Below are 16,216 nucleotides of genomic sequence, written 5' to 3'. Positions count from 1 at the left end.
CCCCCGAAATACCGCTCAGGGCGAATGTATAGGCAGATCCGCTCAGGTCGGGGAATAGTATTAGTGCTGTGCACAGTTGAATCGCCGGGCGTTGTGACAGAATGGCAACGAGCGCTGATGTTGCCACACGACGGCCACTCGCGAGCCGAATTCCGGTCGAATTGATTTTTCTGAGCGAACAGGTGGTTGCGATTTTTAATCGCGGCAACGTGTGCGTTGAGCACAAGAATTATGCGATTTGCGACCTTATATATATGGGCTCAATAGCGAGAAGCTTTGAGCAGGCCAAGAGCATCCTTGAAAGAGTTTTGGACTGTGCTGTCAATGCATCAGCGATTCGTTAGTGATTCGGCATAAAATCACTGCTGTAAATGGCATTAGCCTATTATATGCAAAAGGGAAATTCCGCTTTCGGCATTTCGTTTGGCCTGCGATTATGCACTTGTTGAGAAACAGGCTGTCGAGATAATAATCAATGACGGGAAAGTCACACGGGTCGGTGGCGCGCGTGGAAAATCTGCCACAATCATCCCCTAGCTATTTGGGACCGGCCGTCGGGGGCGCTCGCGAGGGCGTGAGGCGGAATGTACGTACCGCAAGGGTTGGCTGATATCGGAAATGACAGGTAATTTGCTTGATCGCCGCTCACTGCTCGAAAAGGCGGTGGCGGGAAGTTTTGCGCTTGGGCTCGCTAAGATGGCCCTGGCAGTCACGGATGCTCACGCTGAAGGGGAGGCCGCGGCGCCACAGCCGAGCCCGCAAGGCATGGCATTCGGGCCGACGACGCTGAAGGCTGAAGCGAAGAGGCTCGCCGATCAGCCGTTCTCCAAGCCGGCCATGGATGCGCTTCCGCCTCCGTTCAACAAGCTAACCTACGAACAATACAGGGATATTCGTTTCCGTCCGGAGAAGGCAATCTGGAAGGGGGATCATGTCGACTTCCAGGTCCAGCCGTTCGCGATGGGCTGGCTGTATGACGTTCCGGTCGATCTTTGGGTCGTCGAGAACGGGAAAGCGACTCGACTCGTCGCCGACAGCAAACTCTTTTCCTTTGGTCCGCTGATCGGTCCGGGGCCCGATTCGGCGCCGTTCGGATTTTCAGGATTCCGGATTCACGGTCCGATCAACCGCGCGGATGCGTTTGACGAATATACGGTCTTCCAGGGCGCGAGCTATCTGCGCGCCGTTGGGCGCGGGCAGGGCTATGGAGCGTCGGCGCGAGGCTTGGCGCTCAACACCGCGCAGCCGGGAGGCGAAGAGTTTCCGTTCTTCAGAAGCTTTTGGATCGAAAGACCAAAGCCTATCGCAACCGAAATCATCGTCCACGCGTTGCTCGACAGTCCATCTACGACCGGCGCTTACCGGTTTGCGATCGCACCCGGAGAGACGACCGTTATGGATGTCGAAGCGACTTTGTATCCGCGAACGGCTCTCAGTCATGTCGGCATCGGTCCTTTGACGAGCATGTTCTTCCACGGTCAGTCGAGCCAGCGCCGCATCGATGATATTCGTCCCGCCGTGCACGACAGCGAAGGGCTTGCCATGGTCAATGGCAGCGGTGAACGGCTCTGGCGCCCCCTCAACAATCCCAAGACTCTACAACTCAGCGCATTCACGGATCGTGATCCGCAGGGATTCGGTCTTTGGCAGCGCAATCGCTCGTTTCAGAACTACGAAGACTTGGAGAGCCATTACGAGCGCCGGCCGTCGGTCTGGGTGCAGCCTCAGAGCGGGTGGGGTGACGGCTTTGTCGAACTCGTCGAGATTCCGATCGAAGACGAGATCCACGATAACATCGCGGCTTACTGGAAGCCCTCGAAGGGACTGGCCGCGGGTGGGCCGCACGTCTTCAATTACAAGATCTTCTGGGGACCCGACGTGCCGACATCATGGTCCGGCGCCCGCGTCGTCAAGACGCGGGTTGGAAACGCAAAAAAGCCGGGGAACGTTCTCTTCGTCATCGATTTGACAGGACCTTTAGTGAAAGATGCCAAGGATCTGCCCGCTGCCGATTTGTCGGCGAGTGCGGGCAAGATCTCCAACGTCTCTGTTCAACGAAATCTCGAAATCTCGGGTGTGCGCGTGTCGTTCGAACTGGCGCCCGGCGATAGCGAACTCGCCGAGCTACGTTGTGTGTTGAAGGCAGGCGATCAGGCGGTTTCGGAGACTTGGCTCTATCGATGGACGAAGCCGTAAACGAGAACTTCATCGGCGAGGTGCTCGAAGCATCTCCAAATTCCAACAGTCCTCGCGACGCGGGTCCGTGGCGGCATTTGCCGCGCGGTGCGGCGCTCGACATGCCGGTTCAGGATTTCGCGAAGCCGGTTGAGGCCGTCGCAGAAGTGCGGCGACGGGGATATTGGGTGCCTCGGACGGCGATCTTCGCCGGCGCGGCGGTGCTGACGGGTGCTTTCGCGCAGGAGCTCTTCAGCATCCTGTCGTTCGTCGTCATCACTCCGGTGCAGTTTCTCTTTCTTATTCTTTCGACGATCGCCTTCGGGTGGATCGCGATCGGCAGCCTGAGTGCGGCCCTCGGGTTTCTACCGCTCTTCACGGGTGAGCGGCCGGACAGCATCGAGCCGCCGCCGCCGACTTCGCCATTGGCTTCGCGCACCGCCTTGCTCTTTCCGGTCTATCACGAAGACCCGGCTCGAATCGCAGGCGCCATCGAGGCGATGGTGCGGGAGCTCGAGGTGCTCGGCCGCAATCATTATTTCGATGTGTTCGTGCTCTCCGATACGCGGGGCGATCTGGATGGCGGGAAGGAAGCCGCCGTTTATCGCGCGCTGAGCGACCAGTTGAGCGACATCGCGCCGATCTACTATCGGCGGCGAATGAAGAACCCCGGACGCAAGGCCGGAAACATCGCCGATTGGGTGGAGCGGTTCGGCGCCGCCTACGAGTCTTTCATCATTCTCGATGGCGACAGCGTCATGTCGGGTGGAACGCTCGTCTCGCTCGCTGCCGCCATGGAGGCGGACGACAAGGCCGGTCTTATCCAGACGGTGCCGAGACTGGTCGGCGGGGAAACCCTGCTGCAGCGGCTTCAGCAATTCGCCTGCAACACTTACGGGCCATCGGTTGCGGCGGGCCTCGCGTTCTGGCATCGCGACCAGGGCAACTATTGGGGCCACAACGCCATCATTCGCACGGCGGCGTTCGCCGAAGCGGCCGGGCTTCCCGAGCTTCCTGGCCGAAAGCCGTTCGGTGGCCACATCATGAGTCACGACTTCGTAGAGGCGGTGCTTCTTCAGCGCGCGGGCTATGGCGTGCACATGATGCCGTCGCTTGAAGGTTCCTACGAGGGCATGCCGCCCAACATCATTGATGTCGTCGCGCGCGACCGGCGCTGGGCACAGGGCAATCTCCAGCATCTTGCGATCGTCTCGCAGCCTGGATTGACGCCGATGGGCCGTCTGCATCTCGGCATGGGCGCGGCTTCGTATCTGATCTCCGGGGTTTGGGCGCTGTCGCTCATCGTGGGTGTCGTGCTGGCACTGCAGGGCCAGCAGATGATTCCGAGCTACTTCCGGGACGATAAGACTCTTTTCCCGATCTGGCCGACCATCGATCCGGGCGCTGCGCTGCGTCTCTTCATGGCGACGATGATCGTGGTGCTGCTGCCGAAGGCGCTGGGGCTGATGCTTGCCTGGCAGCAGGCCCGGAAAGAGCGAAATCTTTTCGTCGCTATTCGTGTCACGATCGGCGTGCTCATCGAGACGGTCTATTCGATGCTGATTGCCCCCATCTTCATGGTGACGCAGACGGTCGGCGCCGCTGAAATTCTGGCGGGACGCGACTCGGGCTGGAAGGCGCAGAAGCGCGGAGACGGAGCGCTGACCTTCGATGACGCAATGTGGTTTGCTCGCTGGCAAACGGCGATCGGTGGCATCGTCGGCGCGATCGCCTGGACGGTTTCGCCCGCTTTGCTCGCCTGGATGTCGCCCGTTATTTTAGGGCTGGTGCTCGCCGGTCCGGTCAGTTGGCTGACGTCGCTCAGGGCTGGTCCGCTCGAGCGGTGGGCGCTCGCGACGAACGAGGACCGGATGCCGCCACCGGTGCTTGTCGATGCCGGACACCGTTCCAACGAATGGGCCCGCAAGATTGCGACTCCCGGAGGCTTGGAGCAGCAACCGGACGCTGCTGCCGCCTAAGGCAATCCACTTACGCCTCAGTCTTGTCGGAACCGCGTAGCGAGCGGAGAAGCTCGTTGAAGATTTCGCGCACTCGCAGCGGCTCGGCGTCGAGATAAGGCAGTGGACGGATGACCTCGACGGCGACGACGCCGAGTCGGGACGTCAAAGCGCCATTGAACGCGCCCTCTCCGAGGCGCCGTGACAGCCGCCGCAAAACATCCTGGCCGACGAACTGTCCAAGGAGATCGTCGGTCATCGCGAGGCCGCCGGTCGCAATGATATGACCGACGACGAGACGGGCGAGACGCAGCGCTCCGAGGACGCCCGGTCGGCCGCCGTAAAGCGTGGCAATGGCGCGGAACATCCGCACGTTCTCGACAAGTACGAAGCCCATCGCGATCCACATGATCGGGGAGAGCGCCGTTACCGTCGCCACGCGCTTTGCCGATTTCAGAATGACACGGCGGCTTTCGCTATCGATCGGGCGGAGCAGTTCGCGGTCTGCGAGGCGGAGAAGCTCACCTTTTTCGAGCACGTCGCCGGTGTGGTCCTTCACGCGCGCTAAGCCCCAGCTGAGGTCCGGGCGGCCGCGGTAGTGAGATAGGAGCGCGGCAACGGCCTTTCGTTCGCCCTGAACGTCCGGCTTCGCAATCGTATCGCGGACAAGCGCGCGAAGCTTCGCCAGCCGTGCGAGGCGCCTGAAGCCGATGAGCTCGCGCAGTACGATGCCGAGCAGCGCCAGGGCTATGATCATCATGAGCCCGAAGGCGACCCAGCCGACCCAGTCCTGGCGCTCGAGCGCGACCGAGACGAAGCGCGTGAACCAAAGTCCTGCCGCCAGCGACGCAAGTCCGGCCATCGCGGAAAGTAAGATGCCCCCGAAGTGGAAGCCGCGATTGATGTCGCCGACCGTCAAGCGTCGCGTCGCTGGAACAGCGGATCGTCTCGTCGTGACGGCTCCGCTTTCCGGCAAGGCCTCTTCGAATTCCGGCTCGTCGGCGATGTCGTCGATCTTGAAGATGCGAGGCTTTCTCGGCGGCGGCTGATCGTTCTCGAACGTCATGCGAGATAATCCGAAATCAGGAAATCGAGCGCGCGGTCCAATCTGATATGCGGAAATGCTGCCGGCTTACCATCGGAAAGCGTATCGACGAGCTTTGGTGGGGCAAATCGGACGAGTTCGAGGGATGCGGCCGCGGCATGGCGAGCGGCATTCAGGGCCGCCGCCGGGTCGGCGGGAAGGTCGCCTGGAAAGATCGCGGCTTCGGTCGCGCCGTCGAATGTTACGTTGCCGATCTTCTCACCTTTGATAGGCGTGCCGCGTAGGCAGGGGAGCGCTTCGCCGCCGTGCTTGGCCGTCGCCTCGCGGGTGGCGCGGAGTGCCGAAAGGGCCAAGGCGCGGACGCCTGCGCCTTCGGTCTCGGCGCGGTTCACGGCATCGTCGACGATTTCTTTAAGCAAGGCTTCAAGGCGATCGTGGCTGGAGGCGGGGAGATGATCGGCCTTGGTGGCGGCGAACAGCACACGGTCGATCTTGCGTCCTATGAACAGCGAGAGCCACGAGTTTGCGCCGGGGCGGAAGGCTTTCAGGATGTCGGTCATGGCGCGGTCGAGATCGCCGACGGCCCCGGCGCCGCGATGAAGTGCCGTCAATACGTCGACCAGCACGATCTGACGGTCCAGGCGTGCGAAGTGGTCGTTGAAGAATGGTCTGACGACGGATTGCTTATAGCTTTCGAAACGCCGCGTCATCATTGCGGCGAGCGATCCGCGCGGAAGGCGTTCGTCGGACGAGAACGGCATCGGAAAGAACGTGAGAAGCGGGGAGCCTTCCAATTCTCCGGGGAGCAAAAAGCGGCCGGGAGCGAGCGTCGATTGTGCGCCGCTGTCGCGCGTCGCCCGCAAATAAGCCGTGAAGAGCTTGGCGCCGGTCATGGCGATCTGCTCGTCTTCGGCTGCCGCGGGATCGGTGCCTGCTAGGAAGGCGAAAAAGGGCTTCGCGAATTCAGCCCGCGACGGCGCGTTTGCGAGCGCCAGCGCTTCCGTCGAGAACGCGCGGTAGTCCTGCTCGAGAAGCGGCAGGTCGATCAGCCACTCGCCGGGATAGTCGACGATGTCGAGGTGCAGCTTCGAGAAGCCGATGGCGCGTTTCAGTGTATACGCCGACCGATATTCGATGGTGACGCGCAATTCCGAGATCCGCCTCGTGCTCTCGGGCCAGGTTGGCGGCGTGGAAAGCAGATCGGCGAGGTGGGCTTCGTAATCGAAGCGGGGCACGCTGTCGTCGGGCTGCGGTTCGAGATAGGCGCGGACGATGCGGCGCTCGGCGTCGGGCGCGAAAAACGGCAGGCGGCCGCCGGCAACAAGATTGCGGACGAGAGCGGTGATGAAAACGGTCTTGCCGGCGCGCGACAGTCCGGTCACGCCGAGGCGCACCGATGGCGTCAAATAATCAGCGAAGCGTGCCTGGGCGTCTCTGAAGAGGTCGGAATAGGAGATGTCTGCCAAGTGATGCCGCGCATGAGCCGAGAGAAAAGGGGACGTAGAGCCCCCTTTAAGTGGCGTAACTTGTGGGTCTCGACAAGGCGCTTTGGCAGCTCTCTGTCGAGCGCGGCGACTTATCCGTAGAAGAACACGGCGACGCCTGCGGCCATTACCACGACGGCCATCAACATGATGGCGCTCGAACGAACGAACTCGGCCACGGCCTCTCTCCCTTTGCCTGGTCCACGATGGGTGTTGCACCATCTATAGGCTCAAGCCTTGAATAGGCCGTGAAGCGCGGGTTCATACAACGTTCATTGGTCGCGAGATGTTCTGCCGGCGCATGAGGAAGTGTGGGTGCGGGAACGGTTTAGGCGTCGTGCGCCTTTCTGACTTCGAAGATTTCCATGATGCGGCAGCCGCGATGCGGTCCATCGACCACGAACGTCCATTTGCCTTCGGTGAAGGTGTCGCACATCTTCACACCCTTCACCAGAATCCAGTGACCTTCTTTGCCCTTGTGAATCGCCAGGATGTAATAGGCCCAGGCGTTCCGCGGCTTTTGCATCCACGTCCAGAACGTCGGGCGTTCCTTGCGGGCGCGATGCATGTGGCTTTCTTTCAGCTCCATGCGATAGCCGAAATAGGCGAGAGCCGCCTCGACTTCGTCGGAGTAGGTTCCGCGCACGACGGGCTTCCGGTGCGGTGGCAACTCGCGGCCTTCGCGGATGACATCCTCGATCTTCGAAATGCCGTAGCCGGTGATCGCAGAGAGGACGTAGGGGCCGCAGAAGGCGACCCGTCCAGTATCGTTCCTCGCCGCATCGAGCGACGACCCTGTCCAGTCAGTTGAAAAGCGATCGGTCATGCCAAAAATGCCCTATACAAGTAACGACGGGATGCTCGTTCGATACGGTTAAGCAAACGTTAACGCTTCAGGGAGCCCAGCCGCCGATGGCCGAACGCGTGAATGTCTCGTTCTTTCAGGAATTGATGGCGACGGTTGCCGAGCAGGGGCGCGCGCTGCTTCCCAAAGCGCTCTTCGGCGACGGTGGCGGCGAGTCGATTGAGGTTCTCTCGCGTGCGCTGATGTCGGGACGCGGGGAAGCGTCGGGTGTGGCGATTGCTCGCCAGCTTCTCAATCAGCTGAGAAAGGCGTCGAGCGAGGAACGGCTGCAATTTTTTCGCTTCCTCGCGGACGATCTGCAACCCGATCCCGCGCAGGTGGCGGATGCGGCGCGGAACTATCTCGATCACCCATCCGAAAAAACGCTCATGAAGCTGCAGAAGGCTTCCTACAGCCCTCGTCTGGAATTCTTCCGGCGCTTGAACCTGGCAGCAGGCGCGACCGCGGAGATCGTGGCGCTTCGCAGCGACCTCGTTCGCCACATCAAGTCGGATGAGGCGCTGGCGGCGGTAGATGCCGATCTCGAGCGGCTTTTGACGTCGTGGTTCAATCGCGGCTTCCTGGTCCTTCGGCGCATCGACTGGCAGACGCCGGCGGCCATTCTGGAAAAGATCATCGAATATGAAGCGGTGCACGAGATCCGCGGCTGGGATGACCTGCGCCGCCGTCTCGATCCCAAGGATCGCCGGTGCTTCGCCTTCTTCCATCCGGCGCTCGTTGACGAACCGTTGATCTTCGTCGAGGTCGCTTTGATGCGCGAGATGCCCGACGCCATCGCGACGGTGCTCGATGGGCATCGCTCGGACGATGATGCGCCGCCAACGACCGCGGTCTTCTATTCGATTTCGAACTGCCAGGACGGTCTCAAGGGCATTTCGTTCGGCAACTTCCTCTTGAAGCAGGTGGTCGAGGATCTAGCGAGAGACGTTTCGAGCCTCAGGACGTTCGTCACGCTGTCTCCGGTTCCGAGCTTCGCGCGCTGGGTCGACCGGGCGCTCGCCACTGGAAGCGACGTTCCGATTTCGGCCGCCGATCGGAAAGCCCTGTCGCGCCTTCGCGATCCGCGCTGGGTCGAGGACGCGATTAAGGACGCGCCCGGGGCGGAGGAGATCAAGTCCGCTCTCTTGGGCTTGGCCGCACATTACTTTCTCGTTGCCCGTTCGAGCGACGACCGGCCGGTGGATCAGGTTGCGCGCTTCCATCTCGGCAACGGTGCGAGGCTCGAGCGGCTGAACTGGCTCGCGGATACCTCGGAGAAGGGACTTCGCGAGGCGCACGGGCTGATGGTCAACTATCGTTACGATCTCGCTGAGATCGAACGCAATCACGAGGCCTACGCGTTTGACGGTACCGTTGTGGCCTCTCGCTCCGTCCGCGCTCAACTCAAAGCCGCGCCGAAGGCGAAGGGTCTTGCCGCGGTTCCAGATCTTCTCGCATTGCCCGGTGCGGCGAAGGCCAAAAAGGGCCGTCCAGAAGACCCCAAGTCGTAGCGGCGGCGGGTTTCCGACCGGCTTTACACTGACCTTGTAAAGGCCTATCGCGCGTGCAGTATGCGGGTTGGTGTTGCGGCTCATGAGGGGTTATGGGCGAGCCCCGAACCGTAATGCTTCATCTTTTTCAGAGGCGGACATGCGCTACGATCAGAACGACCGTGAAAGCAGCAACGTAGAGGATCGGCGCGGACAAGACGGCGGGGGTTTTCAATTCCCGGGCGGTGGCGGCGGCATTCAAATTCCTCTCGGCGGCAAAGGTGGTTTCAGCATCACGACGTTGCTGATCATCGGCGCCGTCATGCTGCTCTTCGGCATCAACCCACTCGATGTTCTGCTTGGTACGAACGGTGGCCAGATCAACATGCCACAGATGCCGCATTCGGATCGTCCGTCTTCTCGTTCGCCGTCCGACATTCCTGGGCTTCCCGGTTCGGCGAAGAAGCAGGCGGCGGGTGACGACAGCGAAGCGGTCTTCATCAAACGCGTGCTTGCCGACACCGAGGATGTGTGGACTTCGGTCTTCAAGAGGTTCGGGAGGGATTATCCGGATCCGCCGCTGGTGCTCTATTCGGGAATTACGCGGACTGCCTGCGGCGCAGGGCAGGCGGCGATGGGGCCGTTTTATTGCCCGCTCGATCAGAAGGTTTACATCGATCTCGCGTTTTATGATGAGCTGAAGCGCAAGTTCAACGTCAGCGGGGATTTCGCGCAAGCGTATGTCGTCGCGCATGAGGTCGGCCATCACGTGCAAAAGCAGCTCGGCATCCTCGACAAGGTGCAACAGCTCAAAGACCGCGCCGACGACGAGGCGACGGCCAACCAGATCCAGGTACGGACGGAGCTACAGGCCGATTGCCTTGCGGGCGTCTGGGCCAATCTCAACGATCAGATGAAGAAGCGCCTGCAGCCGGGCGACGTTGAAGAAGCGCTGAACGCCGCGTCGCAGATCGGCGACGATATGATTCAGAAAAAGATGACGGGCCGTGTGGTGCCGGATGCGTTTACGCATGGATCGGCGGCGCAACGTGTCCGGTGGTTCAAGTCTGGATTGGAATCGGGACGCATGGATCAGTGCGATACGTTCAACACGGCTAATCCGTAAGAGCGAACGTACGCTCTGCGCGTGTCGAATATGTATTGAGAGCAAAAGATTTGGGGACGGGAGTGCATCCCGTCCCCATTTACGTTGTGCTTAGAGGGCGGCGCCCTTGAAGTCGCTGATCTTGCAGCTGACCGATTGGGCGGTGAGCTCTTTACAGATCTTCTTCGCGTCGGCTTTCGATTTGATCGGGCCTGCGATCAGACCGAAATTCGGATTTGCTGCCGTCCCGAGATCGGCATAGTGCGCGGTCAGCGTTCCGAGTTGATCGGGATGCGTCTGGGCTAGTGCGCTCCAGGTGATGCGAAGGCCGTCAACCGACGCGTCAGTCGCGATCTGAATTCCGATCGGCTTCGGCGCGGGTTTGACGACGGCGGGACCGAAGCTGATGGCATCCGCGCTGGTACTCTTGGTGACGCTGCCGGTTACGATCGGCGCTCCCACTTGAGGAGCGGGCTGTGGCGAGGCGTTGATGACCTTGGTCGGCGGCGGTGCGGCAGGCGCGTCTTCCACATGCGCTTGTGTTGCGCCCGAGGCGAAGTCGGGCACATCGGGAGTGGGCGGCGGCGACGACTGGACTAATGCCGATGTCTGCGTCGGGGCCGCGTGAACTTTCTCATCGAGGGCTGCGAGTTGCGAGCCAAGCTGCAGGGTTTGCGTCGCCTGTGCGCTGACGTCTGATTTGACGCTCTCGACATCGGCCTGGAGTTTGGTCAGCGATGATTTCAAGTATTCGACATCGGCCGACACCTGCAACACTTGCGTTTCGCTCGCGCGCTCGGAAAGGCGGCCGCCCGAAAAGTCAGGAAGCAAGTGCGGCGCGAAAAACGCCACGCACAGATACCCGAGGCCTGCGCCGCCCAGTGTGAACCATATCGCTGCATATGGCGTGGCACCGGTGGGTCTGCGCATCGGTTTGTCGCTTGCAGTCTTGGTCATAGATCTGTCGTCCTACTGCGTCAGGGCGCTCCGAATGACGGACCTTTCCCCGAATCGTTTTCACCTTGTCGTTGACGTTGGGTCGGGTGTGCGCTCGCCGCAATGGCGGCCCGCGCGTTCGCCGCTGGAACCTGTGGACGAAGGCCGAGATGTTGCTAGGTGCCTATCCATCGGGAACTGTTAGGCAAAGAGCGGTACCGTGCGATGGATGTCCGGCTCTACCACTGGCGAGCACATCGATTCTTCGAGCCGCACTTGCTCCCGATGGATCGCTGGCGCTATGGCATGTTGGGCGGCCGGGTGAGGACAAAGTCATCGCTCGCCCTCCGCTCCGTTACAACGCTAGCCAAGGTTTTCCATGAGTGTCCGGCCCTGTCTGTTCGTCGTGCTAGCTGCGGGCAAGGGCACGCGCATGAAGTCGTCCTTGCCGAAGGTGCTCCACAAAATTGCGGGACAATCGATGCTCGCGCACGTGCTCACGACGGCATCGGGCATCGCGGGCGGCAAGATCGCGGTCGTGGTCGCTCCCGGAATGGAGTCCGTTGCGTCTGAAGCCAATCGCGTCGCGCCGGGTGCCCAGATTTTTGAGCAGGCCGCTCAGCGGGGGACAGCGGATGCCGTGCTCGCCGCCAAGCCGGCGCTCGATGAGCAGGCCGGCGGAGACGTGATCGTGCTTTTCGCCGATACACCGCTTGTCCGGGGCGAGGTGATCGAGCGGCTTCGCGCGGCGCTCGACGGCGGCTCGGGCGTTGCGGTTCTGGGCTTCCGTCCGAAAGATCCGACGGGCTACGGCCGGCTTCTTCTTGATGATGGCGGGGCACTGACGGGAATACGTGAAGAGCAGGATGCGTCTGATGCCGAACGCAAAATCGGCCTCTGCAATTCGGGCGTCATGGCGTTTCGCGTCCCGAAGCTGTCGGGGTTGCTATCCCAGATCGGCAGCGCCAATGCGAAGGGTGAGTTCTACCTGACCGATGCCATCGAGATTGCGCGCGGTCAGGGGCTGAAGGCGACGGTCGTGGAGTGCGACGAGACCGATGTTCTTGGCGTCAACACGCGGGAGCAGCAGGCGGCGGCCGAGGCCGTCTGGCAGGCGCGCGCGCGTTCGGCGTTCATGCGGGACGGCGTCACGATGATCGCTCCGGAGACGGTCTGGTTGAACTTCGATACGCAGATCGCTTCTGATGTTTCGATTGAGCCCAACGTCGTGTTCGGTCCAGGCGTGAGGGTGGAAGAGGGCGCTCAGATCCTCGGATTTTGCCACATTGAGGGCGCGACGATCGGGAAAGGTGCGCGAATCGGCCCATTCGCCCGATTCCGGCCCGGCGCCCGGATCGGGGCGAACGTCCACATCGGCAATTTCGTCGAGGTCAAGAACGTCACTCTCGGAGAGGGTGCGAAGGCCAATCACCTGTCCTACCTCGGCGACGGGACGGTCGGCGCCGGGGCGAACATCGGAGCGGGCACCATCTTTTGTAATTATGACGGATACAACAAAGAGAAGACCGAGATCGGCGAGGGCGCTTTCGTCGGTTCGAATACGTCGCTCGTTGCGCCCATAAAAATAGGCGCAGGCGCCTATATCGGGTCCGGCAGCGTCATCACCAAGGACGTCAGCCCCGGCGCTCTGGCGATCGAGCGCAGCGCCCAGGAAGAGCGGCCAGGGTGGGCGGAGAAGTTTCGTGCGGTGATGTCCCGCCGAAAAGCAGCGGCGCAAAAAAAGTAGTTAATTTACCAAGTCCAGAGTTTGCACGGCTCTTGCAGCATAAAGCGCATGAGTTGCTCTGAAACACTCTGTGATTTGATGTGATTGTTAACCACCTCCATCGTTCGATTTGGGGGAAACGCTTTTTGGGGGACGGATCCATGTGTGGGATCGTCGGAATTCTCGGAAAATCGTCGGTTTCGACCAATTTGGTCGATGCCCTGCGCAGGCTCGAATATCGCGGATATGATTCTGCGGGCATTGCGACGGTTGAGGGTGGCGCGATTGAACGACGCCGCGCCGAGGGCAAGCTTCGGAATTTGGAAAAGCGGCTGATCACCGAGCCGCTCGCTGGGCGCACCGGCATCGGTCACACGCGCTGGGCGACGCATGGCCGTCCGACGGAGCGGAATGCGCATCCGCACATGACGGCGAAGGTTTCAGTCGTCCATAACGGCATCATCGAGAATTTCCGCGAGCTCAGGAAAAGCCTCGAGGCCAAGGGGCACAAATTCGAGACTGATACCGATACCGAAGCTGTGGTGCATCTGATCACGGACGAGATGGATCAGGGCGCGGAGCCCGTCACGGCCGTTCGGAACGCTCTGCAGCATCTGCAGGGGGCCTTTGCGCTCGGAATTATTTTCGCAGGCCAAGACGACTTGATGATCGCGGCGCGCAAGGGTTCGCCGCTCGCCATCGGCCACGGGTCAGGCGAGATGTACCTCGGATCCGATGCCATCGCGCTTGCACCTTTCACGGATGCCATCACCTATCTTGAAGAGGGCGATTGGGCGGTCTTGCACCGCTCGGGCGCCGAGATCTTCAACATGGACGGTGAGCGCGTGGAGCGGCCACTCGTCAAAGCTGTCGCGAGCGCTCTTTTGATCGATAAGGGCAACTATCGCCACTTCATGGCGAAGGAAATTCATGAGCAGCCCGAGGTCATTTCGCACACGTTGGCGAATTACCTCGATATGACGACGGCGCGCGTTCGCTTTCCGGATTTGGGTGCTGATCTCTCGAAAATCAGCCGTGTGACGATATCGGCGTGCGGTACGGCTTATTATGCGGGGCTCGTCGCCAAATACTGGATCGAGCGTTATGCGCGCTTGCCGGTCGATATCGATGTCGCGTCCGAAATGCGCTACCGCGAGATGCCGTTGCCAGAGAATGGTCTTGCGGTTTTCGTCTCGCAGTCCGGCGAAACGGCCGACACTCTGGCGACGCTTCGTTACGCCAAGGCCAACGGCCAGCGGATCGCCTCCATCGTCAACGTTCGAACGTCGACGATTGCGCGGGAATCGCATGCGGCGTTGCCGACGCTCGCGGGGCCGGAAATCGGAGTCGCTTCGACGAAGGCCTTCACATGCCAGCTTTCTGTCCTTGGCTGTCTCGCCATCGCGATCGCCCGAGCCCGAGGCACGATCACGCCCGAACAGGAGACGGCACTCGTCAAAGCCTTGATGGAGGTGCCAAGGCACATCGCATCGATCTTGCGCAACGACGAACCCTTCGTGGCCGTCGCGCATGAGCTGGCCAAGGCGCGGGACGTTCTTTATCTCGGCCGGGGTTCGAGCTTCCCGATCGCGCTCGAGGGCGCGCTGAAGCTCAAGGAAATCTCCTACATACATGCCGAGGGTTACGCCGCGGGCGAGCTGAAGCACGGTCCGATCGCGCTGATCGACGAAAGCGTGCCGGTGGTTGTCGTGGCTCCCGAAGACGATCTCTTCGAGAAAACGGTGTCCAACTTGCAGGAAGTTGCTGCGCGCGGCGGTCAGGTGATCCTGATTTCGGATGCGGCGCCGGAAAAAGCTGGGTGTAAACTCGCTGCCCACATCCAAATGCCGACGGTCGACACTTTTGTTGCGCCAATGATTTATGCTGTCCCGACTCAGCTCATCGCCTACCAAACGGCGGTGCTGATGGGGACGGACGTCGATCAGCCGCGGAATTTGGCGAAGTCCGTCACTGTGGAATAGGCGGCACACTGGAATAATCCGGCAAAAAAGCCGGTATTTAGGGGCGGGGGCCCACAATTTGCCTCGTTCGAATGATTGCAATACCTTGAGGGGAGGTTGCGCAAATCTAGAACGTGACCATTGGGGAAGGTACGGACAATGACGCAGTTCCAGGTGTTGGCGCGCCCTTTGGCGCTCGCTGCCATCGTTACGTGCGTGTTCGCTGGCGCGCTCGCCGGCTGGCCATCGGTTGGGGAAGCTCGCAAAGCCAAGTCTGGAAGCCAAGCAGCGCAACCGGCGCAGGGGCCGCAGGCTGGTCAAAGCGGCGACGATAGCGACGCTAATCAAAAAGAGGCCGCTAAGGCAGCTGGCCGGAAGGCTTACGACGCCGGGCTGAAGGAATATGCCGCCGGCCGCTATCAAAATGCCATCGGTCAGCTGACGATCGCCGTCAAGGCAGGCGTGCTTGGTACCTCGGAAATGGCGAAAGCCCTTTATACGCGCGGCCTTGCCTACAAACGAGACAACAAGCCGGGACTCGCGATCTCCGACCTGACGAGCGCGATCTGGTTGAAAAACGGACTTAGCCCGAGCGACCAGAAATCGGCCATCGCCGAGCGCTCGGAATCTTATCGAATGGCAGGTCTCGCGGACACCGGCACGACGCCTGACCGTCCGGCCGTTGTCGCTAAACCGGCTGCGCCGGGACCCAACATCGTTGCTAATCCTGCGCCCGGGCCCAACGCCGGTTCGGCGGGGCTTTCTGCAGCGGCGATTGCCGAAGCCGCAGGCAATCAGAATTCTAGCGGTACGGGGTCGGGCGACGGGACGGCTGCATCGATTACGCGCCAGGACGCAAGCAACGCGCAGGAGGGCTCGAGCCTCCAGGCAGCTGCTTCGCCCGCATCGAATGGAGCTGCGCCCGCCGAAGCGCAGGGTGGATCCTCATTCGGGCAGACGGTCAGCGCGATTCCCGGAAATGTGACGGGCTTCTTCTCCAATATGTTCGGAGGCGGCTCGTCAGCTGCTTCCGCTCCGCCGCCGCCAGCGGGTAGCGGCACGGTGACGACTGCTTCGACCGCGGCGACCGTGCCGGAAACGTCGAGTTGGAGCAACGCGACGACGGTTGCGGATGGTGGGTCGGCGAAGTCAACGAAGGTTGCACTCGCTGCCACGCCCAAATCGAATGCCGTCGCGACGAAGGGTAAGTACAAGATTCATATCGCGGCTTTGAGATCGCGCGCCGAGGCCGAGGCGTTGGCGCAAAGTCTCGTCACGCAGCATGGCGCTGATCTCTCCAATCACGTTCCGACCGTCGATGAAGCCGTCATCGGCACGATGGGGACGTTTTACCGCGTGCGGATCGGAGGCTATGCATCGCAAGATGAGCCGCGTGGTCTCTGCAACAAACTCAGAAGCAGTGGCCTTGATTGTCTGGTCGTGACAAACTGAGGTTCGCCCGGTCTCCATCGGGCTGAAGCTCGAGTGGGAG

The 16,216-nt window shown here is 61.2% G+C and carries 11 protein-coding genes; 7 read left to right on the top strand and 4 right to left on the bottom strand.

Features of this window, described 5'->3' with window-relative positions:
* Nucleotides 1-618 precede the first annotated feature (618 nt).
* Together G359_RS11820 and mdoH are read left to right on the top strand one after the other, a co-directional pair.
* Nucleotides 619-2,196, top strand: a complete 1,578-nt coding sequence (locus G359_RS11820; RefSeq protein WP_045836299.1) for an OpgD/OpgG family glucan biosynthesis protein — start codon at nt 619-621, stop codon at nt 2,194-2,196.
* A complete protein-coding gene (gene mdoH, locus G359_RS11815) occupies nt 2,181-4,154 on the top strand; it encodes a glucans biosynthesis glucosyltransferase MdoH (RefSeq protein ID WP_045836298.1) in 1,974 nt (657 codons plus the stop codon). Before G359_RS11820 ends, mdoH begins: the two co-directional genes overlap by 16 nt.
* Before the next feature lie 10 nt (nt 4,155-4,164).
* On the opposite strand, the gene G359_RS11810 is transcribed toward mdoH, so the two are convergent.
* The 3 genes from G359_RS11810 to G359_RS11800 form a co-directional block, all read right to left on the bottom strand.
* Entirely contained in the window at nt 4,165-5,199 is a 1,035-nt protein-coding gene (locus G359_RS11810) for a YcjF family protein (RefSeq protein WP_045836297.1), read from the bottom strand.
* The gene (locus G359_RS11805; RefSeq protein WP_045836296.1) at nt 5,196-6,644 is read right to left on the bottom strand and encodes a YcjX family GTP-binding protein; all 1,449 of its coding nucleotides are present in this window, start codon (nt 6,642-6,644) and stop codon (nt 5,196-5,198) included. The genes G359_RS11810 and G359_RS11805 overlap by 4 nt, the downstream gene beginning before the upstream one ends.
* Before the next feature lie 346 nt (nt 6,645-6,990).
* A complete protein-coding gene (locus tag G359_RS11800) occupies nt 6,991-7,488 on the bottom strand; it encodes a hypothetical protein (protein ID WP_045836295.1) in 498 nt (165 codons plus the stop codon).
* An 86-nt stretch (nt 7,489-7,574) separates the two neighbouring features.
* On the opposite strand from G359_RS11800, the gene G359_RS11795 reads away from it, so the two are divergent.
* Together G359_RS11795 and G359_RS11790 are read left to right on the top strand one after the other, a co-directional pair.
* Entirely contained in the window at nt 7,575-9,017 is a 1,443-nt protein-coding gene (locus tag G359_RS11795) for a malonyl-CoA decarboxylase (RefSeq protein WP_045836294.1), read from the top strand.
* A 139-nt stretch (nt 9,018-9,156) separates the two neighbouring features.
* Nucleotides 9,157-10,122, top strand: coding sequence for a KPN_02809 family neutral zinc metallopeptidase (locus tag G359_RS11790; RefSeq protein WP_045836293.1), 966 nt, complete (start codon nt 9,157-9,159; stop codon nt 10,120-10,122).
* A 90-nt stretch (nt 10,123-10,212) separates the two neighbouring features.
* On the opposite strand, the gene G359_RS11785 is transcribed toward G359_RS11790, so the two are convergent.
* Complete coding sequence (locus G359_RS11785) at nt 10,213-11,058, bottom strand: hypothetical protein (RefSeq protein WP_045836292.1); 846 nt, start codon at nt 11,056-11,058, stop codon at nt 10,213-10,215.
* A 358-nt stretch (nt 11,059-11,416) separates the two neighbouring features.
* On the opposite strand from G359_RS11785, the gene glmU reads away from it, so the two are divergent.
* The 3 genes from glmU to G359_RS11770 all read left to right on the top strand — a co-directional run bounded on the left by glmU (nt 11,417) and on the right by G359_RS11770 (nt 16,176).
* Nucleotides 11,417-12,784, top strand: coding sequence for a bifunctional UDP-N-acetylglucosamine diphosphorylase/glucosamine-1-phosphate N-acetyltransferase GlmU (glmU, locus tag G359_RS11780; protein WP_045836291.1), 1,368 nt, complete (start codon nt 11,417-11,419; stop codon nt 12,782-12,784).
* Between the two features lie 140 nt (nt 12,785-12,924).
* On the top strand, nt 12,925-14,745 hold the full coding sequence (gene glmS / locus G359_RS11775) for a glutamine--fructose-6-phosphate transaminase (isomerizing) (protein WP_045836290.1): 1,821 nt from the start codon (nt 12,925-12,927) through the stop codon (nt 14,743-14,745).
* A 138-nt stretch (nt 14,746-14,883) separates the two neighbouring features.
* Nucleotides 14,884-16,176 (top strand): SPOR domain-containing protein, encoded by a 1,293-nt coding sequence (locus G359_RS11770; RefSeq protein WP_245280002.1) that lies wholly within the window; start codon nt 14,884-14,886, stop codon nt 16,174-16,176.
* Nucleotides 16,177-16,216: the final 40 nt, after the last annotated feature.

It is taken from the genome of Hyphomicrobium sp. 99, from assembly GCF_000384335.2.
Lineage (GTDB): Bacteria > Pseudomonadota > Alphaproteobacteria > Rhizobiales > Hyphomicrobiaceae > Hyphomicrobium_B.
The sequence above is the reverse complement of the archived record's forward strand: the minus strand, read 5'-3'. Positions and strand labels throughout refer to the sequence as shown.

Excerpts from the sequence above, each read along its gene's own strand:
- G359_RS11790 (WP_045836293.1), top strand. The coding sequence starts at position 9,157 with ATGCGCTACGATCAGAACGACCGTGAAAGCAGCAACGTAGAGGATCGG.
- mdoH (WP_045836298.1), top strand. The coding sequence starts at position 2,181 with ATGGACGAAGCCGTAAACGAGAACTTCATCGGCGAGGTGCTCGAAGCA.
- G359_RS11795 (WP_045836294.1), top strand. The coding sequence starts at position 7,575 with ATGGCCGAACGCGTGAATGTCTCGTTCTTTCAGGAATTGATGGCGACG.
- G359_RS11810 (WP_045836297.1), bottom strand. The coding sequence starts at position 5,199 with ATGACGTTCGAGAACGATCAGCCGCCGCCGAGAAAGCCTCGCATCTTC.
- glmS (WP_045836290.1), top strand. The coding sequence starts at position 12,925 with ATGTGTGGGATCGTCGGAATTCTCGGAAAATCGTCGGTTTCGACCAAT.
- glmU (WP_045836291.1), top strand. The coding sequence starts at position 11,417 with ATGAGTGTCCGGCCCTGTCTGTTCGTCGTGCTAGCTGCGGGCAAGGGC.
- G359_RS11820 (WP_045836299.1), top strand. The coding sequence starts at position 619 with ATGACAGGTAATTTGCTTGATCGCCGCTCACTGCTCGAAAAGGCGGTG.
- G359_RS11785 (WP_045836292.1), bottom strand. The coding sequence starts at position 11,058 with ATGACCAAGACTGCAAGCGACAAACCGATGCGCAGACCCACCGGTGCC.
- G359_RS11770 (WP_245280002.1), top strand. The coding sequence starts at position 14,884 with ATGACGCAGTTCCAGGTGTTGGCGCGCCCTTTGGCGCTCGCTGCCATC.
- G359_RS11800 (WP_045836295.1), bottom strand. The coding sequence starts at position 7,488 with ATGACCGATCGCTTTTCAACTGACTGGACAGGGTCGTCGCTCGATGCG.